We start from the raw sequence: 23237 nt of genomic DNA, 5'->3' as shown, positions 1-23237 counted from the left end.
CGAGCCGACGGAGTCGGACGAACCTCGATCACTACGGTGCGTAGGATTTGCGCCGTGAACCGAATCGTCCGTCCGGTCTCCGGCATCCTGCTGCGCCGCCTCGCGCTCGCCTCGATCATCGCGAACGTGGGCATCGTCGTCACCGGCGGGGCCGTCCGGTTGACCGCCTCGGGCCTCGGCTGCCCCACCTGGCCCCGGTGCACCGACGATTCCTACGTCACCACGCCGGAAATGGGCGTGTACGGGGTGATCGAGTTCGGCAACCGCATGCTGACCTTCGCGGTGGGTCTGATCGCACTGGCCACCGTACTGGCCGTACTGCTGCATCGGCCCCGCCGACCCGGGCTCCTCGCATTGGCCGTGGCGGTCTTCCTGGGCATCCCCGCCCAGGCGGTGATCGGTGGCATCACCGTGCTGACCAACCTCAACCCGTGGGTGGTCGGGCTGCACTTCCTCGCCTCGATGGCCGTGATCGCCGCCGCGTACGCCCTCTGGCGACGCATCGGCGACCCCGACGGCCCGACCGTGGCCGTGGTGCCCGCACCGCTGCGCGCGCTGGCCCGGGTCACCACCGGCGTCACCGTCGCCGTGCTGGTCGTCGGCACCTGGGTCACCGGCAGCGGCCCGCACGCCGGCGACCACGGCGCCGCCCGCAACGGGCTCGACCCGGAGACGATCTCGCAGGTGCACGCCGACGGGGTCTTCCTGCTGATCGGGCTGTCGGTGGCGCTGATCTTCGCGTTCCGCGCCGTCGGTGCGCAGCGAGCCACCCGCGCCGCGATCATCCTGGTCGCCGTGGAGTTGAGTCAGGGCCTGATCGGCTTCGTGCAGTACTTCACCCACGTGCCGGCGATCCTGGTCGGCACGCACATGCTCGGCTCCTGCCTGGTGCTGCTGGCCGCCCTGTCGGTGCAGTGGTCCACCCGGGAACGCCGCGCGGTCACGTCGGCCCCCCAGGCCGCCCCGACCGACGCCACCGCCCCGGTACCAGTCACCGCCTGACCGTCCGGCCGCTAGGCCGCTCGGCCGCCGGGCCCCGCGTTCCCCGCTGGCCCAGCCCGCCCCGCCGTCACCACCGAGCTGGCCCGCAACGACTGGCCCCACAGCGAACGCCACCCGAGCGGGCGCCGTACCCCGCGCCGTCGAGGTGCCGGATGCTGCGCCCCGCGCCCCGCGCCCCGCGCCAAGATCTCCGCAACTCCCCCGATGTTGCTGCCTCCGACACGCGGGAGACGGCAACATCCCTGAAGTTGCGCGGATCTTGACGACGAACCCCGCGCCGGAGGGTCCCGGACCCGGGGTTGGCCGCCCATAGCCACCAAGATCGCGCTCGAACCAGGATGTAGTGGCCACGGAGTGCCAGGAAGCCACTACAACCAGGATGTTGCGCGATCTTGCCGGCGGCAGCACGGGCGCACCGCAGCACGGACGCACGGCAGCCCGGCTGGTCGGCGGCGCGGACGGCCAGCGGCACGGGCGCACGGCAGCGCGGACGCCCACGGCAGCGCGGACGCCCACGGCAGCGCGGACGCCCACGGCAGCGCGGACGCCCACGGCGGCGCGGGCGCCCACGGCGGCGCGGGCGGCCACGGCGGCGCGGGCGGCCGTTCGGGGGTTGCTTGTGGTGGGGGTTAGGCGGTGCGGGCCAGGTGGGTGGTGATCGCGGTGGCGAGGCGGTCGGGGGCTCCGTCCGCGTACCCGATGAAGAGCGACGGCTCGGTCAGCTCCAGCTCGACCAGGACCGGCTCACCGTCCGGGCCGGGGATCAGGTCGACCCGGGCGTAGAGCAGCTGTCGGGTGCCGCCGGGCACCGTCGCGAGGGTCCGCTCGGCCACCGCCAGCTGTTCGGGGCGGGCGGTGCGGGCGGTGATCTCTTCGGCCTTGTAGAGCCCGTCCGGACCGAGATCCGGACCGGACAGCATCGGACCCTTGCGGATCGCGTGGCTGAACGCGAGCCCTTCCGGGCCGGCCAGGAAGAGCAGGGCCGTCTCGCCCTCGGTGTCGACGGCCCGCAGGTACGGCTGGACCATGGTGACCCGGCCGGCCTCGAAGAGCCGGCGAACGTGTGCGGCGGCCAGGTCCCGGTGCTCCGGGTCGGCCAGGTCGTACCGGCCGGTGTCCTGACTGCCGGCGCTGACTGCCGGCTTGAGCACGTACTCGCCGGTCTCGGCGGGCAGCTGCCAGCTCTCCCCCGGCTCGATCCACGACGTCGGCACGGTTGGCACCCCGGCGGCGTTCAGCTCGGCGAGGTAGCGCTTGTCGGTGTTCCAGCGGACCACGTCCGCCGGGTTGACCAGCATCGGGACGGTGGCCGCCCAGGACACGAACTCATCGCGGCGTAGCGCGTAGTCCCAGGGTGAGCGGAGCACGACCAGGTCGTAGGACGACCAGTCGACGTCGGGGTCGTCCCAGACGGCGGACTGGACGGCGACACCACGGGCGGCGAGCGGGGCCAGGACCAGCCGGTCGTCCGGGTCGAGGTCGGCCAGGGCTGAGCAGGTGACGAGAGCGACCCGGGGTTTCCCCCGGGTCGACTGGTGATATGTGGTCAATTCAGGTGTCTGTTCAGCGGGCCATCGTGCGCCGGGCCATCGACCGCCAGAGGTCGTTGCTCGGACGCATCTGGTCCATCAGTTCACGCTCCCAGGCGTTCTCGACGGTGACTCCCGCCTTGGCGCACGCCTCCCGGGCGGTGACGGTGTCGTCAGCGAACTGGTCGCCCCACTCGCCGTCGGAACCCACCAGGACGATCCGCGCGCCACGCTTGCCGACGTACTCGATGACCGCCTTCGCGCCGCCGTGTCCGGCGGCGAACGCCTTGAGGCCCGCGACCAGGCCCTGGGGCGCCTGCTCGCCGGCGGTCTGCTCGGCCGTCAGCGTCGTATCGGAACCATCTGCCATGACGCGAAGCCTAAGCAGAGTCGCACCCCGTCGCGCGAGAACCATGAACCTTTTGTGATGCCAATTACCTACAGGTTTAAGGACGACCACAAGTTGCCTGTCCGTTTATTTACCGACTTTTACGCGCAAAACACGTCGGGAAATCGCCTTCGAACCACCCCAGGTTGAGTCGATCCGACTCATGCTGAAAGTTACCCTGATGTGACGTTAAACCTGGACAACTCATCCACGTCCATGATTAGTCAGTAGATCATCGGCGCCGTTCGCCGCCGGGCAGAGCCACGGCGCGACAACTGACGGACGACGCGAGGGCCGCCGAGCCGCAGCGCGCAAGGAAGTCGCGGTGCCCGAGGGAGCCCCGACGCACGAGGCAGTCCGGCGCCCAAGGAAGCCGACAGCCAGCGGAAGACGGCGGGCGGAGGCCACTGCGTTGGACGCGCGAAGGACGCGGAGCCGGGCCGTGCGGGAGGGGTCAGATCAGCGCGTCGAGCGCGACGGCCACGAAGACGATCGTCAGGTACGTCGTCGACCAGTGGAACAGTCGCATCGGCTTGACCGCCTCGCCGCGGGTCGCGCGCCGACAGAGCCGGTGTGCCTCGACCACGAAGATGGCACCCACCACCAGGGTCGGCACTCCGTAGATCGCGCTGAGCCCCAGCGGCCAGACGGCCAGGGAGGTGAGCACGGTGAGCCACGCGAAGATCAGGATCTCTGCGTTCACCCGGCGGATCGAGGCCACCACCGGGAGCATCGGGATGCCGGCCCGGGCGTAGTCGTCCTTGTACTTCATGGCGAGCGGGTAGAAGTGCGGCATCTGCCAGAAGAAGACCACCGCGAAGAGCCCCCAGGCGGCCGGCGCCAGCGAGCCGGTCACCGCAGCCCACCCGATCAGCACCGGTGCGGCCCCGCAGGCGCCGCCCCAGAAGGTGTTCGTCGGGGTGGAACGCTTGAGCCACAGGGTGTAGACGAGGTCGTAGTAGGCGATCGCGGCGAGGGTCAGACCGGCTGCCAGCAGGTTGGTGAACGCCGCCATCAGTGCCACCGACACCGCCGCCAGCACCAGACCGAAGATCAGCGCGCTTCGCGGCGACACGGTGTGCGCCGGCAGCGGCCGACGCTTGGTGCGCCGCATCAGCTGGTCGATGTCGCGGTCGATGTAGCAGTTGAGAACGCTGGCCGCGCCGGCGGCGAGCGAGCCGCCGATCAGCACGATGGCCATCAGCCACAGCGACGGCAGCCCGCCCTCGGCGAGCATCATCGCCGGGACGGTGGTGACCAGCAGCAACTCGACGATCCGCGGCTTGGTGAGCGCCACGTACGCCGAGAGGACAGCGCGTACGTCCCGCCGGGCCACCGGGCCCTCGGCCGCCCGCGCCGGGTGTGGCCCGGCCGGGTTGCTCGCGGGGCGCTCGGTGATCATGCTCACGGATTGCCACCTTCCGGCATCGGGCACGGGGAGATCGGATCGGTCGGGACCACTCGGGTCCGCATACCGCCCCACACACTACGCGTCGTCGTTTTGGCTGCCCGGCCGACCCGACAACGGTGCGGGCCGTCACACCACCGGGTTGAACCGAGCATCCGGATGGTCACGTAGCGCACACCATGCGCAGATCCCCGGGCGCACGTTTAGGGACGCTCGATAAGGTCATCGGTGAGGGTTCCGCCCATCTGCCGAGGAGCACAACCATCGTGGCTGTTAAACGACCCGAGCACTCCGCACTGAACTGGTCCGACCTCGATCGCCGGGCCGTAGACACCGTCCGCGTGCTGGCCATGGACGCCGTAGAGAAATCCGGCAACGGTCACCCGGGCACCGCGATGAGCCTCGCGCCCGCGGCGTACCTCCTCTTCAACCGCGTCATGCGGCACAACCCGGCCGACCCGAACTGGCCCGGCCGCGACCGGTTCGTGCTCTCCGCCGGGCACTCCAGCCTGACGCTCTACATCCAGCTGTTCCTCTCCGGTTACCCGCTGAGCCTGGACGACCTCAAGTCGTTGCGGCAGTGGGGCTCGCAGACGCCGGGGCACCCCGAGCACGGGCACACGCCGGGCGTGGAGACCACCACCGGCCCGCTCGGGCAGGGTCTGGGCAACGCGGTCGGCATGGCCATGGCCGCCCGCCGCGAGCGCGGCCTGTTCGACCCCGAGTCCGAGCTTGGCGCGTCCGTCTTCGACCACGACATCTGGTGCATCGTCTCCGACGGTGACATCGAGGAGGGCATCAGCCACGAGGCCAGCGCCCTCGCCGGGCACCAGCAGCTGGGCAACCTCACGGTGATCTACGACGACAACGAGATCTCCATCGAGGACGACACCCGGATCGCCAAGAGCGAGGACGTGGCCGCCCGCTACGAGGCGTACGGCTGGCACGTGCAGACCGTCGACTGGCGCAGCGGCGATGCCGACCAGGGCGACTACCACGAGGACGCCGAGGCGCTGTACGCGGCGCTGGTGGCCGCCAAGGCGGAGACCGGCCGCCCCTCCTTCATCGCGCTGCGCACCATCATCGGCTGGCCCGCGCCCAACAAGCAGAACACCGGCAAGATCCACGGCTCGGCGCTCGGCGCCGACGAGGTGAAGGCCACCAAGCGGATCCTCGACTTCGACCCGGAGCAGACGTTCCAGGTCGACGAGGAGGTGCTCAGCCACGCCCGCACGGTGATGGGCCGCGGCTCCGACGCCCAGCAGGAGTGGACCACCGCGTTCGACGCCTGGAAGAAGGCCAACCCGGAGCGCACCGCGCTCTACGAGCGGCTGGCTGGTCACGTACTCCCCGACGGCTGGACCGACGCGTTGCCGGTCTTCCCCGCGGACGCCAAGGGGGTGGCCACCCGGGCCGCCTCCGGCAAGGTGCTGGAGGCGCTCGCGCCGGTGCTCCCGGAGCTGTGGGGCGGCTCGGCCGACCTGGCCGAGAGCAACAACACCACCATGAAGGGCGAGCCGTCGTTCATTCCGGCCGCGCACGCCACCAAGGACTTCCCCGGCCACGAGTACGGCCGCACGCTGCACTTCGGCATCCGTGAGCACGCCATGGGCGCGATCCTCAACGGCATCGCCCTGCACGGTGGCACCCGCCCGTACGGCGGCACGTTCCTGGTCTTCAGCGACTACATGCGTCCGTCGGTGCGGCTGGCCGCGCTGATGAAGCTGCCGGTGACCTACGTCTGGACGCACGACTCGATCGGCCTCGGCGAGGACGGCCCGACCCACCAGCCGGTGGAGCACCTGACCGCGCTGCGCGCCATCCCGGGCCTGGACGTGGTCCGCCCGGCGGACGCCAACGAGACCGCCTGGGCCTGGCGGCAGGCGCTGGAGCACACCGACCGGCCGACCGCGCTGGCGCTGAGCCGTCAGCCGCTGCCGACCCTGGACCGCGACGTCCTGGGCAGCGCCGAGGGCGTGGCCAAGGGCGGGTACGTGCTGGCCGAGGCGTCCAACGGCAAGCCTCAGGTGATCATCGTCGGCACCGGTTCCGAGGTGCAGCTCTGCCTGACCGCCCGGGAGCGGCTGGAGGCCGACGGCACCCCGACCCGGGTCGTCTCGATGCCCTGCCAGGAGTGGTTCTACGAGCAGGACGAGGCATATCGGGAGTCGGTGCTCCCGCGCGGGGTAAAGGCACGGGTGAGCGTGGAGGCGGGCATCGCGATGTCCTGGCGCGGGATCGTCGGTGACCTGGGCGAGAGCGTGAGCCTGGAGCACTACGGCGCGAGTGCCCCGCACACCGTGCTCTTCGAGCAGTTCGGGTTCACCGGTGACCGGATCGTGGCGGCGGCACACGCCTCGCTGGCCCGGGTGGGCGACATCACCGGTTTCACGACCGGCAACTGAGGGAGCGTGGACGGCATGACCGACAAGCTGAATGAGCTGACCGCCGCAGGCGTGGCGGTCTGGCTCGACGACCTTTCCCGGGTGCGTTTGAGCTCCGGCGGGCTGGACCAGCTGCGCCGCGAGAAGCACGTGGCCGGCGTCACCACCAACCCGACGATCTTCGCCAAGGCCCTGAGCGACGCCGACGAGTACAACTGGCAGCTGCGCGACCTCGCCACCCGTGGCGTCGAGGTCGAGGAGTCGGTGCGCATGCTCACCACGTACGACGTGCGGTGGGCCTGCGACGTGATGCGCCCGTCGTACGACGGCAGCGACGGTGTCGACGGCCGGGTCTCGATCGAGGTGGACCCCCGGCTGGCCCACGAGAGCGACCGGACGGTGGCCGAGGCCAAGGCCCTGTGGTGGCTGGTGGACCGTCCCAACCTCTTCATCAAGATCCCGGCCACCGAGGCGGGCCTCCCGGCGATCACCGCCACCCTGGCCGAGGGGATCAGCGTCAACGTCACGCTGATCTTCGGCCTGGACCGCTACTCGGCGGTCATGGAGGCGTTCCTTGCCGGTCTGGAGCAGGCCAAGGCGAACGGCCACGACCTGTCCAAGATCGGCTCGGTCGCGTCGTTCTTCGTCTCTCGGGTCGACTCCGAGGTCGACAAGAGGCTGGAGAAGATCGGCTCCGACCAGGCGAAGGCCCTCAAGGGCAAGGCCGCCATCGCCAACGCACAGCTGGCGTACGAGCGCTACACCGAGGTCTTCTCCTCCGACCGCTGGAAGGCGCTCGCTGCCGCCGGCGCGCACCCGCAGCGGCCGCTGTGGGCGTCCACCTCGACGAAGAACCCGGACTACCGGGACGTCATCTACGTCGAGGAGCTGATCGCCCCCGGCACGGTCAACACCATGCCCGAGTCGGTCATCCACGCGTACGCCGATCACGGCGAGACCCGCGGCGACACCATCACCGGCGCCTACGACGCGGCCCGGAAGGTCTTCGCCGACCTGGAGTCGGTCGGGGTGGACATGGACGACGTGATCGTCACCCTGGAGCGCGAGGGCGTGGAGAAGTTCGAGGCCAGCTGGCAGGAACTGCTCGACGGGGTCCGCAAGTCGCTGGAGGCGGCGGCCAAGGGCAAGGGTGCCCCGAACAAGGCGGCCAAGGGCAACGCCAAGGCTGCCGAGAAGGCCGGTGGCGCATGAGCGACCTACTTTCTGGGCCGGTGGAGGCAGCCGCCGGGCTCGCCGTGTACGGCGCGGACGCGGTCGACAAGGCCGCGCCCGCCTCGACCCGGGACGCGCTGGTCAAGGCCGGCGTCCCGGGCAAGCTGGCGGGCAAGGACGCGAGCCTGTGGGGTCCGGACGCCGAGGCCGAGGCGAAGATCCGCCTGGGCTGGGTGGACACCCACCGGCGCAGCCGCGAGCTGCTCGTCCAGTTGGCCGAGCTGACCGCGGAGCTGGCCGACCTGGACCACGTGGTGCTCGCCGGCATGGGCGGCTCGTCGCTCGCGCCCGAGGTGATCACCCGGACGCTGGGTCGCCCGTTGACCGTGCTGGACACCACCGACCCGGGCCAGGTCCGGGCGGCGCTCGGTGACCGGCTGGAGCGCACCGTCGTGGTGGTGGCCAGCAAGTCCGGGTCGACGGTGGAGACCGACAGCCACCGGCGCGCGTACTGGCAGGCGTTCCTGGACGCCGGAATGACCGAGGCGGAGGCCGGCCGGCACTTCGTCATCGTCACCGACCCGGGTTCGCCGCTGGAGACCACCGCGGCCGAGATGGGCGCGTTCACAGTGCTCGCCGACCCGAACGTCGGCGGCCGGTACTCGGCGCTCACCGCGTTCGGTTTGGTGCCCTCCGCGCTGGCCGGGGTCGAGGTCGCTGAGCTGCTCGACCAGGCCGACGCGCTGGCCACGTCGCTCGGCGCGGACCAGAACAACCCGGCGCTGGCGCTCGGCGCCGCCCTGGGCGCCGCGGCCACGCTGGCGCGGGACAAGGTCGCCCTGGTCTCCGACGGCACCGGCATCGACGGGCTCGGCGACTGGGCCGAGCAGCTGATCGCCGAGTCGACCGGCAAGGCCGGGGTGGGCATCCTCCCGGTGGTCGTGGAGTCTCCGCAGAGCCCCGGCGCCACCGGCGCGGACGTGCTGACCGTCAGCTACGGTGGCGCGCTGGCCCCCGGTGACATGCCGGGCGGCGGGGCCAACCCGGACGTGGCCGTCAACGGCCCGCTGGGCGCGCAGTTCCTGGCCTGGGAGTACGCCACCGCGGTGGCCGGCGTGGTGCTCGGCATCGACCCGTTCAACCAGCCGAACGTCACCGAGTCCAAGGAGAACACCAACAAGATCCTGGCCTCGGGCCTGCCGGCGGAGACGCCGTCGTTCACCGAGGGCGCGATCGAGGTGTACGCCCCGCAGGGCGCCCCCGGGGACCTGGCCGGTGTCCTGCGCTGGCTGCTCGACGGGCTGGGCGACGACGGTTACCTCGCGGTGATGGCGTACCTCGACCGGTTCGCCGACGCCGACACGGCCCGGCTGCGGTCGCTGCTGGCTCAGGCGAGCGGCCGACCGGTCACCTTCGGCTGGGGTCCGCGTTTCCTGCACTCGACGGGCCAGTACCACAAGGGCGGCCCGCAGGTGGGCAGCTACCTCCAGGTGACCGGCGCGGTCGCCGAGGACCTGGCGGTGCCGGGCAAGCCGTACACCTTTGGTGAGTTGCAGGCGGCGCAGGCCGCCGGTGACCGGCAGGCTCTCGCCGGTCGGGAGCGGCCGGTGCTGCGGTTGCACCTGACCGACCGGGCCGCCGGTGTCGCCCAACTACTGGACGCGGCCGGTGATCTGCGGGCGTGAGGATGGACGACGTGACTGAAGCGGAGCGAGGAGGCGGTTCGGTGAACCCGCTGCGCGACCCGCAGGACCGCCGGTTGCCCCGAATCCCGGAGCCCTGCGCTCTGGTGATCTTCGGGGTGACCGGCGACCTGGCCCGCAAGAAGCTGCTCCCCGCGGTCTACGACCTGGCCAACCGGGGGCTGTTGCCGCCGGGCTTCGTGGTGCTCGGTTTCGCGCGTCGCGACTGGGGTGACGGCGACTTCGAGACGTTGGCCTGCGAGGCTGCCCGCAAGCACGCTCGCACCCCGTGGCGGGACGAGGTGTGGGCGCGGCTGGCCGGCAACATCAAGTTCGTCGGCGGGTCGTTCGACGACGACGCCGCCTTCGACACTCTCGCCTCGACGCTGGACGATCTGCGCCAGACCCACGGCATCACCGGCAACGCCGCGTTCTACTTCTCCATCCCGCCGGCCGCTTTCCCCGTCGTGCTCAAGCAGCTGGCCCGCACCGGGATGGCCGACAACAACAAGTCCGGCGGTTGGCGCCGGGTCGTCGTGGAGAAGCCGTTCGGCAACGACCTGCCCTCGGCGAAGGCGCTCAACGACCTCGTCGACGACGTGTTCACCCGGCAGGACGTCTTTCGGATCGACCACTACCTGGGCAAGGAGACGGTTCAGAACATCCTCGCCCTGCGGTTCGCCAACAACCTGTTCGAGCCGCTGTGGAACTCCAAGTACGTCGACTCGGTGCAGATCACCATGGCGGAGGACGTCGGCATCGGCACCCGCGCCGGCTTCTACGACACCGTCGGCACCGCCCGCGACGTGCTGCAGAACCACCTTCTCCAACTCCTCGCCCTGGTGGCGATGGAGGAACCGACCAGCTTCGACGCCGACGAGATCCGGACCGAGAAGCTGAAGGTGCTCAAGGCCATCACCCTGCCCAAGGACGTCGCCCGGGACACCGTGCGCGGCCAGTACCTGCCGGGCTGGGTCGGCGGCGAACGCGCTGTCGGTTACCTGGACGAGCGGGACGTCCCCGCCGACTCCACCACCGAGACGTACGTGGCGGTGCGGTTGGGCATCCAGAACCGCCGCTGGGCGGAGGTGCCGTTCTACATCCGGGCCGGCAAGCGGCTGCCCCGGCGGGTCACCGAGGTCGCCATCATCTTCAAGAAGGCGCCGCACCTGCCGTTCAACGACGCCGACATGGAGTCGCTGGGCAACAACCAGCTCGTCATCCGGGTGCAGCCGGACGAGGGCGTGGTGCTCAAGTTCGGTTCGAAGGTGCCGGGCACGACCATGGAGGTCCGCGACATCGCGATGGACTTCCAGTACGGCGAGGCGTTCACCGAGTCCAGCCCCGAGGCGTACGAGCGTCTGGTGCTGGACGTGCTGATCGGCGACCGCACCCTGTTCCCGGACGCGGCCGAGGTCGAGCAGAGCTGGCAGGTGATCGACCCTCTGGAGCACGCCTGGGAGGGCACCACCCCGGAGCCGTACCGGGCCGGCGAGTGGGGCCCCCGGGCCTCCGACGAGATGCTGGCCCGCGAGGGCCGCGCCTGGAGACGAGCATGATCGGGCTGTGGGACACCACCGGCAACGAGGTGGTCAAGGCGCTCGCCGCCGAGCGGCGCAGCGCCGGCGGGGTGGCCAGCGGCATGGCGCTCACCCTCATCGTGGTCGTGGACGAGAAGCGGGTCCGGGAGGCGGAGGCCGCGGCGACGATCGCCGCCGCCGCGCACCCGTGTCGCCTCGTGGTGGTGGTCCGCTCGGAGATCGAGCGGGACCGCAACCGACTGGACGCGGAGATCGTGGTCGGGGGCCGGCTCGGCCCGTGCGAGGCGGTGGTCACCCGGATGTACGGCCGGTTGTCCCTGCACGCCGAGTCGGTCGTGATGCCGCTGCTCGTTCCCGACGTACCGGTTGTCACCTGGTGGCACGGTGAGCCACCGGCGGAGATCGCCACCGACTTCCTCGGGGTGGTGGCCGACCGGAGGATCACCGACTCCGCGCAGGCCGCCGACCCGGTGGAGGCGCTGCGGCAGCGTGCCCGGGACTACGCCCCAGGCGACACCGACCTGGCGTGGACCCGGATCACCCCGTGGCGCACCCTGGTCGCCGGGGCGTTCGACACCACCAGCGCCCAGGTCACCGAGGCGACCATCGTCGCGCCTCCCACCGACCCGACGGCGGCGCTGATGGCCGGTTGGCTGTCCAGCCGGCTCGGCATCACCCCACGCCGGGTGGACAGCAACGAGTTCCCTCGGATGCGGGAGGTGCAGCTCAGCTGTGCCAACGGCGACCAGCTGACGCTGACCCGGGAGGACAGCCTGGCCGTGTTCCGGCGGACGGGCCAGGACGACCGGGCCCTGCCGCTGGTGCGCCGCCCGCTCGGCGACGAGCTGGCCGAGGAACTGCGCCGGCTGGACGCCGACCAGGTGTACGCGGAGGCGCTGGGCGCGACGGTCGGGCTGCGGGGGCTGGAGCAGCGCCCCGCGCAGCGGGTCCACGTCTGGAAGGATCCGGCCACCGCGCAGCGCGCCGAGGCCGGCGTGACCGCGCACGTCGGCACGAGCGGCGAGGGCTGAGCCCAGCCGGGGCACAACGTCGGGCAGGGCCGGTACGCACCGGCCCTGCCCCGCAATCTCCGGGGTTTTCGCCCCACCACCTCGGGCACACCGCCCCGGGCACGACAGCGACCGCCGCGCGGTCGGGAAACGAAGGCGTAACCATGAGTGAGGCGAGTGTCGCCGTCCACGCCGACGCCGACCTGCTGGCGCAGGCCGTGGCGGCCCGGTTGCTGGTGAAGCTGCTCGACGCCCAGGCCGACCGGGGCGAAGCCTCGGTGGTGCTCACCGGAGGCCGGGTCGCCGCCGCCGTGTACCGGGCGGTGGCGACGCTGCCGGCCCGCGACGCGGTGGACTGGTCCCGGGTCGACGTGTGGTGGGGCGACGAACGGTTCCTGCCCGCCGGTGATCCGGACCGCAACGAGACGCAGGCCCGGGCCGCCCTGCTGGACGTGGTGCCACTGGACCCGGCCCGGGTGCACGCGATGCCGGCCTCGGACGGCCCGGCCGGCAACGACCCCGAGGCGGCGGCAGCCGCGTACGCGGAGGAACTGGTCCGCGCCGCCCGACCCGGGCACGCCACCCTGCCGCACTTCGACGTGCTGATGCTGGGCGTCGGCGAGGACGGCCACGTGGCCTCGGTCTTCCCCGAGCACCCGGTGGGCTACGAGACCCGGCCGGTCAGCGCGGTGCGGGGCAGCCCCAAGCCGCCGCCGACGCGGACCACCCTCACCCTGCCGGCGATCAACACCGCCGAGGAGGTCTGGCTGGTGGCCGCCGGCGCCGACAAGGCTCGCGCGGTGGGTATGGCGTTGGCCGGCGCCGGCCCGGTGCAGTTGCCGGCGGCCGGCGTGCACGGCGTGAACCGCACCCGCTGGCTGCTGGACCGGGCGGCCGCAGCCGACGTACCCGTCCGACTGCGCAGCCTGCGCTGAGCGCGGGGAGGAGCCCGCTACTCGCCGCGCCGACGGCGGAGCGCGGCGAGCGCCTCGGCGAGCAGGGCCTCCCCCTCCTCGGCGGTGCGCCGCTCCTTCACGTACGCCAGGTGGCTCTTGTACGGCTCGGCGCGGACCCGGCCCGGCGGGTTCTGGGCGTCCCGACCGGCGGGTAGGCCACAGCGGGGGCAGTCCCACAGGGGTGGCGGTTCGACGTCCGCGGCGATCCGGATGTCGACCCGGTGGTCGTTACGGCACCAGTAGCTGACGTCCTGTCGGGGGGCGGGTTGGTGCCGCTCGTCCGGGCGCATCGGTGCGGACCCGACCCGGGCTCCCCGGATAACGTTGCCATTCGGCACGGCTGCTCGCTCCTGTCGTCGGAGGGGACCCGCCGTCTTCGGGGGTGGAGCGGCGGGCGACGCGGTGCAGCGGAGAAAAGCCTGCGCGCGGCCCGTCGAGTGACGAACCGCGCGCAGATTGTACGACTTACTGAGCCTGCTCAGGCGCCGCTGTTCATTTGGAGGCGCAGCCAGAGCCCGAGGCCGACGATCGCGGCGAACCAGACGACGCTCACCAGAACGGTGTAGCGGTCCAGGTTCTTCTCCGCGACCGAGGAGCCAGCGAGGCTGGAGCTGACGCCACCGCCGAACATGCTCGACAGACCGCCACCCTTGCCGCGGTGCAGCAGGATCAGCAGGGTGAGCAGAATGCTCGTGATGACCAGCAACACGATCAACGTGTATGCGAACCAGATCGGCATGGCTGGGGTCAGTTCCTCTCGTAGCGATCCTCGCCCGGTCTGATCGGGCACGGCGGCACCGACCGGCGGACGGGCGGTGTCAAGGATACCGAGCGATCAGCGGGCGAGGTGCTCCGGGAACCGGCAGATCTGAGCGAATTCCTCGGCGTCCAGGCTGGCGCCCCCCACCAGGCCCCCGTCCACGTCCGCTTGGGCCATGATCGAGGCGATGTTGGACGCCTTGACCGAGCCGCCGTAGAGAACCCGAACCTGGTCGGCGGTCTCCTGGTCGAAGCGTTCCGCCAGTCGCTGACGAACCGCCCCGCAGACCTCCTGGGCGTCGTCCGGGGTCGCGGTCTTGCCCGTGCCGATCGCCCAGACCGGCTCGTACGCGATGACGACCTGCCGCACCTGCTCGGGGGTGAGCCCGGCGAGGCCCCCGTCGAGCTGGTCGGAGCAGTGCGCCACGTGGGTGCCCAGCTCGCGGACGTCCAGCCCCTCCCCCACGCACAGGATCGGCGTCAGGCCGTGCGTCAGCGCCGCCTTGACCTTGGCGTTGACCAGCACGTCGTCCTCGTGGTGGTAGGCCCGCCGCTCGGAGTGCCCGACCACCACGTACGTGCAGCCGAGCTTGGCCAGCATCGGCCCGGAGATGTCCCCGGTGTACGCGCCGGACGCGTGCGGGGAGAGGTCCTGCGCCCCGTAGCCGATCAGCAGCTTGTCGCCGTCCACCGCGGTCTGCACGGTGCGCAGGTCGGTGAAGGGCGGCAGCACGACCGTCTCGACGGCGGTGAGCTGCTTCTCGGTGAGGCTCGCCGCCAGCTTCTGCACCAGCAGGTTGGCCTCGAGGTGGTTGAGGTTCATCTTCCAGTTGCCGGCCATCAGCGGCCGGCGGGTGGTGCTCGACATTCAGTTCTCCAGGGCCGCGATGCCGGGGAGGGTCTTGCCCTCGAGGTATTCCAGGGAGGCGCCACCACCGGTGGAGATGTGCCCGAAGGACGACTCGTCCAGCCCCAACGCACGGACCGCGGCTGCACTGTCACCGCCGCCGACGACGCTGAACGCGTCGGCCTTGGTGATCGCCTCGGCGATCCCCCGGGTGCCCGCCGCGAATGCCGGCATCTCGAACACGCCCATCGGGCCGTTCCAGAAGATCGTCTTCGCCTGGGACAGCGCGGCGCTGAAGCCGGCCACCGTCTCCGGGCCGACATCCAGGCCGAGCCGGTGGCTCGGGATGCCGTCGACCCGCACCGTGTCGTGCGCCGCGTCCGGAGCGAACGCGTCCGCGACCACCACGTCGACCGGCAGCATGATCTTGCCGCCGGACCGCTCCAGCAGGTTGCGGCAGGTCTCGACCATGTCCTTCTCCAGCAGCGAGGTGCCCACCTCCAGGCCCTGGGCCTTGAGGAAGGTGAAGCACATCCCGCCACCGATGAGCAGCCGGTCGACAGTGGGCAGCAGAGCCTCGATCACGGCGAGCTTGTCGGACACCTTCGACCCACCGAGCACCACCACGTACGGGCGTTCGGGGTCACCGGTGAGCTTGGAGAGCACCTCGACCTCACGCAGCACCAGCCGGCCCGCGACGTGCGGCAACCGGGCCGGCACGTCGAAGACACTGGCGTGCTTGCGGTGCACGGCACCGAACGCGTCGTCCACGTACGCGTCGCCGAACGCGGCCAGCTGGTCGGCGAAGGCGCCCCGCTCGGCCTCGTCCTTGCTGGTCTCACCGGCGTTGAAACGCAGGTTCTCCAGAAGGGCGACCTGGCCGTCGGCCAGGTCGGCGACGGTGGAGCGGGCGGAATCACCGACGGTGTCGGTGGCGAAGTGCACCGGCGCGCCGAGCAGCTCACCGAGCCGCCCGGCGACCGGACCCAGGCTGAACTGCGGGTCCGGAGCGCCCTTCGGGCGGCCCAGGTGCGAGCAGACGACCACCTTCGCGCCGGCCTCGACCAGCGCACCGAGAGTCGGCAGCACCGCGCGGATCCGGCCGTCATCCGTGATGGCACCGGTCTGCTTGTCGAGCGGGACGTTCAGGTCGGCGCGCACCAGCACGCGCCGACCCGACACCCCCTCGGCGAGCAGATCGTCGAGGGTCCGGATGCTCACAGCGACGAACCGACCAGCTTGACGAGGTCGACCAGGCGGTTGGAGTAGCCCCACTCGTTGTCGTACCAGCCGACGACCTTGACCTGGTTGCCGACGACCTTGGTCAGCGGCGCGTCGAAGATGCACGACGCCGGGTCGGTCACGATGTCGGTGGAGACGATCGGGTCCTCGTTGTAGACCAGGATGCCCTTGAGCGGGCCGTCCGCGGCGGCCTTCAGCGCGGCGTTGACCTCGTCCACGGTGGTCTCGCGACCCACGTTGACGGTGAGGTCGGTGACCGAGCCGGTCGGGATCGGCACCCGCAGGGCGTACCCGTCGAGCTTGCCCTTGAGGTCCGGCAGGACCAGGCCGATCGCCTTGGCGGCGCCGGTCGAGGTCGGCACGATGTTCAGCGCGGCGGCCCGGGCCCGACGCAGGTCCGAGTGCGGCGCGTCCTGGAGGTTCTGGTCCTGGGTGTACGCGTGGATCGTCGTCATCAGACCGTGCTGGATGCCGAACGTGTCGTGCAGGACCTTCGCCATCGGGGCGAGGCAGTTGGTGGTGCACGAGGCGTTGGAGATGATGGTGTGCTTCGCCGGGTCGTAGGTGTCGTGGTTGACACCCATGACGACGGTGACGTCCTCGTTCTTCGCCGGGGCGGAGATGATGACCTTCTTGGCCCCGCCGTCGACGTGCGCCTTGGCCTTGGTGGCGTCGGTGAAGAAGCCGGTCGACTCGATGACGACGTCGGCGCCGACCTCGCCCCACGGCAGCTTCGACGGGTCCTTCTCGGCGTACGCCTTGATGGTCCTGCCACCGACGGTGATCTCGTCGGCGGTGGCCTTGACCTCGTACGGCAGGCGGCCGAGGATGCTGTCGTACTTGAGCAGGTGGGCGAGCGTGGCGTTGTCGGTCAGGTCGTTCACCGCCACGACCTCGATGTCGGCGTCAGACGCCAGCACTGCCCGGAAGAAGTTACGGCCGATTCGGCCAAAGCCGTTGATGCCAACCCGGATGGTCACAGGTCCCATCTCCTCGCGTTCTGGTCCGCCGGCTTCAGACAACGGGCCGGCGGGAATGGTGTGCGCCGACCGTTGGAGCCGGCCGTCGACGGTTCATCTCGGCCACCCCGCCGCGCGGTCTGAGGACCTGACCGCCCGAGGCGGTGGGGCACGACGAGGAGTGCCGGTGTCGGCCCCCTTGCCGTACGCAGCGACCCTATCCGAGCGTGCGAGACCACGCTGCGCCGGGTCGTGCTCCCGGGCGCACCGTGCGGCCCCACCGTCCTATCAGACCACGAGCATGTCGGGCGTGACGGCTGCTTCCGTATCCGGGATGCCAAGGTCTCGGGCCCGCTTGTCGGCCAACGCCAGGAGCCGGCGGATCCGCCCCGCGATGGCGTCCTTGGTCAGCGGGGGGTCGGCCAGGGCCCCCAACTCCTCCAGAGACGCCTGCCGGTGCTCCAGACGCAGCCGACCGGCGTCGGTCAGGTGGTTGGGCGCCTCGTCGGCGAGGATCTCCAGCGCACGGGTGACCCGGGCGGCCGCGGCGACCGCCGCCCGCGCCGAACGGCGCAGGTTGGCGTCGTCGAAGTTGGCGAGCCGGTTGGCGGTGGCCCGCACCTCGCGGCGTACCCGACGCTCCTCCCAGGCCAGCACGCTGGAGTGCGCGCCGATCCGGGTGAGCAGCGCGGCGATCGCGTCACCGTCCTTGACGACCACCCGGTCGACCCCGCGTACCTCACGGTTCTTCGCGGTGATGCCGATGCGGCGGGCCGCGCCGACCAGCGCCAGCGCCGACTCCGGCCCCGGGCAGGTGATCTCCAACGCGCTGGAGCGGCCCGGCTCGGTGAGCGAGCCGTGGGCCATGAACGCGCCCCGCCACGCGGCGACCGCGCAGCAGACGTTGGCCGCCACCACGTGCGGGGGCAGCCCACGCACCGGGCGACCCCGCACGTCGAGCAGGCCGGTCTGCCGTGCCAGGGCCTCGCCGTCCTTGACCACCCGCACGATGAAGTGGCTGCCCTTGCGCAGCCCACCGGAGGCCAGCACGTGGATCTCGCTGGGGTAGCCGTAGACCTCGGCGATCTCCCGGCGCAGCCGCCGGGCCACCGCCCCGGTGTCCAGTTCAGCCTCCACCACCACGCGGCCGGAAACGATGTGCAGCCCGCCAGCGAAGCGCAGCAGCGCGGCCATCTCCGCCCGCCGGCAGCAGGGCTTGGGCACGTCGACCCGACTCAGCTCGTCCTTGACCGCGGCCGTCATCGCCATTGTGCGTCCCCTCACGGACCTGTTCCGGCGTGTCGCCGGAGATTACGTACGTGTCTAACGATCGGCGCCCAGGACAGGCACCAGCGCGGCGCCCAGGGCAGCCGGATCATGGCGGGGAGTCCCGTCGACAACGGCGACGGGGGCGAGGACCAGGCGGGCACCCAGCGATTCTGCCGCACGTTCGACCGGTTCGGGGTCACCCACCGCCTTGGCATCGGCGAGCACAAGATCGACCTTGAGTTCGGGCAGGTACCAGTGCAGCGCTGCGAGATGATCGGCGACGGAGAGCCCGAGGGTCTCCTTCTCCGCAGCGAGGTTCAGCGTGACCAGCCGCCGGGCCGAGGTGGACACGATCGCGTCGGCCAACTGCGGCACCAGCAGGTGCGGAAGCACACTCGTGTACCAGCTGCCCGGCCCGAAGATCAACCAATCGGCCGCCCGGATCGCCTCGATGGCCTCGGCGCACGCCGGTGGGGCGCTGGGGGTCAGGCGCAACGACTCGACCCGGCCCGTGGTGACGGCCACCTGGTGCTGGCCGCTGACCGTGCTCACCTCGTCCGGGGCGGCCGGGTCGGCACCCCGTACCCGCGCCTCGATGCCGACCGGTTGGCGGGACATCGGCAGCACGCGGCCCACCGCGCCGAGCATCGCGCCGGCGTGCTCCAGCGCGGCCACCGGGTCGCCGAGCAGCTCCATGAGGCCGCAGAGCACCAGGTTGCCCACCGCGTGCCCGGTCAGACCGTCTGTCCCGGCCGACGCCCCGTCGGTGCCGCGCTGGGCCGCGCCGGTGCCGCGGTCGGCTGTGTCCGTGCCGCGGTCGGCTGTGTCCGTGCCGCGCGGGGCCGCGCCGTCCCGGTCCGGGTCGTCGCCCGCCGCCGGGCCTGAGCCGGTCGCGCCGGATCCGGGTACGCCCACCGGTACGGCGGCGAAGCGGTGCTGGAACAGCCGGGCGCTACGCCGGGTGGCCGGGTGGTCCCCGGCCAATGCCACCAGCGCCTGGCGCAGATCTCCCGGCGGCAGGCCACCCCGCTCGGCCCGCAGCCGGCCACTGGAGCCCCCGTCGTCACCCACCGTGACCACCGCGGTGATGTCGAGGTCGAGTTCGGGAGCGCAGTGGCGCAGCGCACGCAACGAGGCGGACAGGCCGTGTCCGCCGCCGAACGCCACCACCCGCCGGGCCGTCATTCCCGCCCCAGGTCGCGGTGCTGGGCGTTCGCCGCCAACCCGGAGTGACGCAGTCGGCTGGCCAACTCCTCGGCGATGGCCACGCTGCGGTGCTTGCCGCCGGTGCAGCCCACGGCGACCGTGAGGTACCGCTTGCCCTCCCGCTCGAAGCCGGTCGTGGTGGCGTTGACCAGGTCGGCGTACGAGGCGACGAAGGCGTCCGCGCCCTCCTGGCCCAGCACGTACGCGCTGACCGCCTCCTCCCGCCCGGTGTGCTCACGCAGCTCCGGCACCCAGTAGGGGTTGGGCAGGAAACGGGCGTCCAACACGAAATCGGCGTCCGGTGGCAGGCCGTACTTGAAGCCGAACGACAACACCGTGACCCGCAGCCGGCGGGCGTCCTCGCCGCCGAACAGCTCCTCGATGCGGCGCCGGAGCTGGTTGACGTTCAGGTGGCTGGTGTCGATGATCACGTCGGCCTGGTCGCGGGCCTCCTCCAGCAGGCCGCGCTCCACGGCGATGCCGTCGGCCAGCCGCCCGTCACCCTGCAACGGATGCGAACGCCGAACGCTCTCGAACCGCCGGATCAACACCTCGTCGTCGGCGTCGACGAAGACCACCCGGGGCGAGAATCCGCGCTCCTTGAGCTCCCGGATCGCCCCGACCAGATCGGTGGAGAAGGCCCGCGACCGCACGTCCAGCACCATCGCGGTACGCCGGGCCGCGCCGCCCGCCTTGAAAGCCAGCTCGGCCATGTCCAGCATCAGGGCCTGCGGCAGGTTGTCCACGACGTAGTAGCCGACGTTCTCCAACGCCCGGGCCACCGTGCTGCGGCCACCCCCGGAGAGGCCGGTGACCACCACGAGGGTGGTCTCCGACTCAGCCGCCATCTGCTCGTCACCGGCATCCGGGCCGTCGATCCGGTCACCGGCTGTGCGCGCCTCGCTCACCCGTACCCCCAAGCCGTGGCGCCGCGGCCGCCCTCGGCCGCGATTGGTCAATCAGCGACTCTATCCCGCCGCCGGGCTGCGGCCCGGCACCCGTGGCCGGGCGGCGGTCGCGGACCGTTTCGAGGGTCGCCCTCCCGACAGCCCGCACGCTTGATGACGATCAGTAGTTGTCAATACGCTCAACGTGATCGTCGCAGGTCAGACCGACATCAGGAGGGCGCGATGCACGACCTGGCGGACAAGAACAAGTACGTCGGCTTCCTGTTCATGCGAATCAGCCCCGAGTACTTCGCCCTCGGTCGCGAGGGCATCCACGAGATCTCCGCCGAGCACGCCCGCGACCTGGGCCGCTTCGCCAAGCAGCTCACCCACGTCGTCTGCACCGGGGTGAACGGCAAGTACGACCAGGTCACCATGGTCGAGGCGGACACCCTTGAGGAGATCAACGCGGCGGCCACCGCCTTCCGCATGGGCAACAAGGCCCGCTACATCGAGATCGTCGACATTGTGGTCGGGATGAAGGCTCCGCCGCGCGGCCTGGCCAACCGGTCCAGCCAGCCTGGCTGACCGCGTCGCTCGTCCGGTGCACCCGGCCCGGGTGCGCCGGACGGGCGCTGTCGGGCTGGGCTCGTAGACTCCCCGGATGGCCTCTCCCACCGACCTGCGTGCCGCCTCCGACGCCCTGGACGTGCTGGGCCGGGTGTTCGGTTACGACGCCTTCCGCGGTTTCCAGCAGGACGTGATCGACCATGTCGTCGCCGGCGGCGACGCGCTGGTGTTGATGCCCACCGGTGGCGGCAAGTCCCTGTGCTACCAGATCCCGGCCCTGGTCCGCGACGGGGTCGCCGTCGTCGTGTCCCCACTGATCGCGCTCATGCAGGACCAGGTGGACGCCCTCACCGCGGTCGGCGTACGCGCCGGGTTCCTCAACTCGACCCAGACCCTGGACGCCCGGCGGCGGGTGGAGGCCGCCTTCATCGCCGGCGAGCTGGACCTGCTCTACCTGGCCCCGGAGGCACTCGGCGTCCGATCCACCCTCGCCCTGCTCGACCGGGGCCGCATCTCCCTGTTCGCGATCGACGAGGCGCACTGCGTGTCCCAGTGGGGGCACGACTTCCGCCCCGACTACCTCGCGCTCTCGATGCTGCACGAACGCTGGCCGCAGGTCCCCCGCATCGCCCTGACCGCCACCGCGACCAGCGCCACCCGCACCGAGATCGCGACCCGGCTCAAACTCGACGACGCCCGGCACTTCGTGGCCAGTTTCGACCGGCCCAACATCCAGTACCGGATCGTGCCCAAGCGGGAGCCCCGCAAGCAGCTGCTGACCCTGCTGCGCGACGAGCACCCCGGCGACGCCGGCATCGTCTACTGCCTGTCCCGGGCCTCGGTCGACAAGACGGCGGAGTTCCTCACCGCCAACGGGGTCGCCGCGCTGCCGTACCACGCGGGGCTGGACGCGGGCACCCGCGCTCGCAACCAGCAGCGCTTCCTGCGGGAAGACGGCCTGGTCATGGTGGCCACCATCGCCTTCGGCATGGGCATCGACAAGCCCGACGTGCGGTTCGTCGCCCACCTCGACCTGCCCAAGTCCGTCGAGGGCTACTACCAGGAGACCGGCCGCGCCGGCCGTGACGGCCTGCCGTCCACCGCCTGGCTGGCGTACGGGCTTCAGGACGTGGTCCAGCAACGCAAGATGATCGAGACGTCCGACGGGGACCTCGCCCACCGCCGCAACCTGGCCGCGCACCTGGACGCGATGCTCGCCCTCTGCGAGACGGTGCGCTGCCGGCGGGTCCAACTGCTCGAATACTTCGGCGAGACGTCGACGGCCGCCTGCGGCAACTGCGACACCTGCCTCACCCCACCGGAGTCCTGGGACGGCACCGTCGCCGCCCAGAAGTTGCTCTCCGCCGTCTTCCGCCTCGACCGCGAACGCAACCAGCGCTTCGGCGCCGGGCACTGCATCGACATCCTGCTCGGCAAGCAGAACGACAAGATCAGCCAGTACGGTCACGACTCGCTGACCGTCTTCGGCATCGGCTCCGAACTCAGCGAGGCCGAGTGGCGGGGCGTCGTCCGGCAGTTGCTCGCCGAAGGGCTCCTCGCCGTGGAGGGCGACTACGGCACGCTGGCGCTGACCGAGGCGAGCGCCGACGTCCTCGCTCGCCGCCGTACGGTCACCATGCGCCGCGAGCCGGAGAAGCCGGCATCGAGCCGCTCATCGAAGCCGCGCGGCGCGTCCACCGTCGTGGCCGAGCTGACCCCGGCCGCCGCGTCGCTGTTCGAGCGGCTGCGAGCCTGGCGCGCGACCACGGCCAAGGAGCAGGGCGTCCCGGCGTACGTCATCTTCCACGACGCCACGCTGCGACAGATCGCCAGCGACGCGCCCAGCACGCTGGCCGACCTGTCAGGGGTCAGCGGAGTCGGCGAGAACAAACTCGCCAAGTACGGCGAGCAGATCCTGGCCGTCCTCGCCACCGACTGAGGTCATGCCGAAGGGCCGGGCCCCGTGGTGGGGTCCGGCCCTTCGGTGTGTGCTGGTGGTGTGGGGTCAGCTGGTGGCGTAGCCGCGGGTGGCGATCCAGTCGGCGAGGTGCTCGACGCTGATCTGGTAGGCGGCCTGGTTGGGGTCGGCGGAGTCGGCGATGGTGACGGTGTTGCCGTTGTCGCGGTAGCCGACGACGCTGATGTAGTGCCCGCCCTCGTAGGAGTGGGTGTTGCCGTCGGTGTCGGTGCTGGTGCCGGCGATGTTCGCGACCACAGCCCGGCCGTCGTCAACGGTGTTGACGATGTCGGCGCGCAGGGTGTCGGTCTGCTTGGCGTCGGCGTCGGGGGTGCTGATTTCCACGGACCGGTAGGCGTCGTTCTTACCGGTTTCCTTGTTCAGCACGGGGGTGATGTCGTTGATGGAGTTGGTGCCGGCCTCGGTGGTGCCCATTTCCTTGGCCATGTCATCGACGTTGATGTTCTT

21 protein-coding genes are annotated in these 23237 nt (G+C 71.2%); 9 read left to right on the top strand and 12 right to left on the bottom strand.

The window, feature by feature from the left end; all coding sequences use genetic code 11:
- Positions 1-36: 36 nt before the first annotated feature.
- Positions 37-1002 carry a COX15/CtaA family protein gene (locus tag GA0070561_RS21350; protein ID WP_167362455.1) on the top strand — a complete coding sequence of 322 codons (966 nt, stop codon included), beginning with the start codon at positions 37-39 and terminating at the stop codon, positions 1000-1002.
- A gap of 629 nt (positions 1003-1631) precedes the next feature.
- Here GA0070561_RS21350 and GA0070561_RS21340 read toward each other — a convergent pair.
- The 3 genes from GA0070561_RS21340 to GA0070561_RS21330 form a co-directional block, all read right to left on the bottom strand.
- The gene (locus GA0070561_RS21340; RefSeq protein WP_091403684.1) at positions 1632-2552 is read right to left on the bottom strand and encodes an ATP-grasp domain-containing protein; all 921 of its coding nucleotides are present in this window, start codon (positions 2550-2552) and stop codon (positions 1632-1634) included.
- Between the two features lie 13 nt (positions 2553-2565).
- Entirely contained in the window at positions 2566-2901 is a 336-nt protein-coding gene (locus GA0070561_RS21335) for a hypothetical protein (protein ID WP_091403682.1), read from the bottom strand.
- A 472-nt stretch (positions 2902-3373) separates the two neighbouring features.
- Complete coding sequence (locus tag GA0070561_RS21330) at positions 3374-4327, bottom strand: heme o synthase (RefSeq protein WP_091403680.1); 954 nt, start codon at positions 4325-4327, stop codon at positions 3374-3376.
- A 266-nt stretch (positions 4328-4593) separates the two neighbouring features.
- On the opposite strand from GA0070561_RS21330, the gene tkt reads away from it, so the two are divergent.
- From tkt to pgl, 6 genes are all read left to right on the top strand, one after another.
- A complete protein-coding gene (gene tkt, locus GA0070561_RS21325; RefSeq protein ID WP_091403678.1) occupies positions 4594-6732 on the top strand; it encodes a transketolase in 2139 nt (712 codons plus the stop codon).
- A 15-nt stretch (positions 6733-6747) separates the two neighbouring features.
- Complete coding sequence (gene tal, locus GA0070561_RS21320; protein WP_091405201.1) at positions 6748-7923, top strand: transaldolase; 1176 nt, start codon at positions 6748-6750, stop codon at positions 7921-7923.
- Positions 7920-9569, top strand: a complete 1650-nt coding sequence (locus GA0070561_RS21315) for a glucose-6-phosphate isomerase (protein ID WP_091403676.1) — start codon at positions 7920-7922, stop codon at positions 9567-9569. Before tal ends, GA0070561_RS21315 begins: the two co-directional genes overlap by 4 nt.
- A 2-nt stretch (positions 9570-9571) precedes the next feature.
- Positions 9572-11125: a glucose-6-phosphate dehydrogenase gene (gene zwf / locus GA0070561_RS21310; RefSeq protein WP_091403674.1), complete on the top strand. Its 1554-nt coding sequence runs from the start codon at positions 9572-9574 to the stop codon at positions 11123-11125.
- Positions 11122-12138 carry a glucose-6-phosphate dehydrogenase assembly protein OpcA gene (locus GA0070561_RS21305; protein WP_091403672.1) on the top strand — a complete coding sequence of 339 codons (1017 nt, stop codon included), beginning with the start codon at positions 11122-11124 and terminating at the stop codon, positions 12136-12138. Before zwf ends, GA0070561_RS21305 begins: the two co-directional genes overlap by 4 nt.
- Before the next feature lie 143 nt (positions 12139-12281).
- Positions 12282-13052, top strand: a complete 771-nt coding sequence (gene pgl / locus GA0070561_RS21300; RefSeq protein WP_091403670.1) for a 6-phosphogluconolactonase — start codon at positions 12282-12284, stop codon at positions 13050-13052.
- Between the two features lie 17 nt (positions 13053-13069).
- On the opposite strand, the gene GA0070561_RS21295 is transcribed toward pgl, so the two are convergent.
- The 8 genes from GA0070561_RS21295 to rapZ all read right to left on the bottom strand — a co-directional run bounded on the left by GA0070561_RS21295 (position 13070) and on the right by rapZ (position 20203).
- Positions 13070-13411, bottom strand: a complete 342-nt coding sequence (locus GA0070561_RS21295) for an RNA polymerase-binding protein RbpA (RefSeq protein WP_091403668.1) — start codon at positions 13409-13411, stop codon at positions 13070-13072.
- Positions 13412-13551: 140 nt separating this feature from the next.
- Positions 13552-13812 (bottom strand): preprotein translocase subunit SecG, encoded by a 261-nt coding sequence (secG, locus tag GA0070561_RS21290; RefSeq protein WP_030337344.1) that lies wholly within the window; start codon positions 13810-13812, stop codon positions 13552-13554.
- 96 nt (positions 13813-13908) lie between these two features.
- A complete protein-coding gene (gene tpiA, locus GA0070561_RS21285; protein ID WP_091403666.1) occupies positions 13909-14700 on the bottom strand; it encodes a triose-phosphate isomerase in 792 nt (263 codons plus the stop codon).
- Positions 14701-15900 carry a phosphoglycerate kinase gene (locus tag GA0070561_RS21280; protein ID WP_091403664.1) on the bottom strand — a complete coding sequence of 400 codons (1200 nt, stop codon included), beginning with the start codon at positions 15898-15900 and terminating at the stop codon, positions 14701-14703. It lies immediately after the preceding gene.
- The gene (gene gap / locus GA0070561_RS21275; RefSeq protein WP_091403662.1) at positions 15897-16901 is read right to left on the bottom strand and encodes a type I glyceraldehyde-3-phosphate dehydrogenase; all 1005 of its coding nucleotides are present in this window, start codon (positions 16899-16901) and stop codon (positions 15897-15899) included. Before gap ends, GA0070561_RS21280 begins: the two co-directional genes overlap by 4 nt.
- Before the next feature lie 267 nt (positions 16902-17168).
- Positions 17169-18149, bottom strand: coding sequence for a DNA-binding protein WhiA (whiA, locus tag GA0070561_RS21270; protein ID WP_091403660.1), 981 nt, complete (start codon positions 18147-18149; stop codon positions 17169-17171).
- Positions 18150-18203: 54 nt separating this feature from the next.
- Positions 18204-19334 carry a gluconeogenesis factor YvcK family protein gene (locus tag GA0070561_RS21265; protein ID WP_091403658.1) on the bottom strand — a complete coding sequence of 377 codons (1131 nt, stop codon included), beginning with the start codon at positions 19332-19334 and terminating at the stop codon, positions 18204-18206.
- Positions 19331-20203 carry an RNase adapter RapZ gene (gene rapZ, locus GA0070561_RS21260; protein ID WP_091405198.1) on the bottom strand — a complete coding sequence of 291 codons (873 nt, stop codon included), beginning with the start codon at positions 20201-20203 and terminating at the stop codon, positions 19331-19333. Before rapZ ends, GA0070561_RS21265 begins: the two co-directional genes overlap by 4 nt.
- A 282-nt stretch (positions 20204-20485) precedes the next feature.
- Here rapZ and GA0070561_RS21255 point away from each other — a divergent pair, with 282 nt between their 5' ends.
- Together GA0070561_RS21255 and recQ are read left to right on the top strand one after the other, a co-directional pair.
- The gene (locus GA0070561_RS21255) at positions 20486-20830 is read left to right on the top strand and encodes a hypothetical protein (protein ID WP_091403656.1); all 345 of its coding nucleotides are present in this window, start codon (positions 20486-20488) and stop codon (positions 20828-20830) included.
- 76 nt (positions 20831-20906) lie between these two features.
- Positions 20907-22751 carry a DNA helicase RecQ gene (gene recQ / locus GA0070561_RS21250; protein WP_091403654.1) on the top strand — a complete coding sequence of 615 codons (1845 nt, stop codon included), beginning with the start codon at positions 20907-20909 and terminating at the stop codon, positions 22749-22751.
- Positions 22752-22817: 66 nt separating this feature from the next.
- Here recQ and GA0070561_RS21245 read toward each other — a convergent pair.
- Positions 22818-23237 (bottom strand): C39 family peptidase (locus tag GA0070561_RS21245; protein WP_208603820.1); only part of this gene is annotated, 420 nt, incomplete at its 5' end.

The sequence above is a fragment of the Micromonospora saelicesensis genome (assembly GCF_900091575.1).
Lineage (GTDB): Bacteria > Actinomycetota > Actinomycetes > Mycobacteriales > Micromonosporaceae > Micromonospora > Micromonospora saelicesensis.
Note: the sequence above shows the minus strand (reverse complement) of the source record. Positions and strands in the feature narration are given on the sequence as shown.

Excerpts from the sequence above, each read along its gene's own strand:
- GA0070561_RS21335 (WP_091403682.1), bottom strand. The coding sequence starts at position 2,901 with ATGGCAGATGGTTCCGATACGACGCTGACGGCCGAGCAGACCGCCGGC.
- rapZ (WP_091405198.1), bottom strand. The coding sequence starts at position 20,203 with ATGGCGGCTGAGTCGGAGACCACCCTCGTGGTGGTCACCGGCCTCTCC.
- whiA (WP_091403660.1), bottom strand. The coding sequence starts at position 18,149 with ATGGCGATGACGGCCGCGGTCAAGGACGAGCTGAGTCGGGTCGACGTG.
- GA0070561_RS21305 (WP_091403672.1), top strand. The coding sequence starts at position 11,122 with ATGATCGGGCTGTGGGACACCACCGGCAACGAGGTGGTCAAGGCGCTC.
- pgl (WP_091403670.1), top strand. The coding sequence starts at position 12,282 with ATGAGTGAGGCGAGTGTCGCCGTCCACGCCGACGCCGACCTGCTGGCG.
- GA0070561_RS21265 (WP_091403658.1), bottom strand. The coding sequence starts at position 19,334 with ATGACGGCCCGGCGGGTGGTGGCGTTCGGCGGCGGACACGGCCTGTCC.
- GA0070561_RS21315 (WP_091403676.1), top strand. The coding sequence starts at position 7,920 with ATGAGCGACCTACTTTCTGGGCCGGTGGAGGCAGCCGCCGGGCTCGCC.
- GA0070561_RS21255 (WP_091403656.1), top strand. The coding sequence starts at position 20,486 with ATGCACGACCTGGCGGACAAGAACAAGTACGTCGGCTTCCTGTTCATG.
- tpiA (WP_091403666.1), bottom strand. The coding sequence starts at position 14,700 with ATGTCGAGCACCACCCGCCGGCCGCTGATGGCCGGCAACTGGAAGATG.
- tal (WP_091405201.1), top strand. The coding sequence starts at position 6,748 with ATGACCGACAAGCTGAATGAGCTGACCGCCGCAGGCGTGGCGGTCTGG.
- zwf (WP_091403674.1), top strand. The coding sequence starts at position 9,572 with ATGGACGACGTGACTGAAGCGGAGCGAGGAGGCGGTTCGGTGAACCCG.
- secG (WP_030337344.1), bottom strand. The coding sequence starts at position 13,812 with ATGCCGATCTGGTTCGCATACACGTTGATCGTGTTGCTGGTCATCACG.
- recQ (WP_091403654.1), top strand. The coding sequence starts at position 20,907 with ATGGCCTCTCCCACCGACCTGCGTGCCGCCTCCGACGCCCTGGACGTG.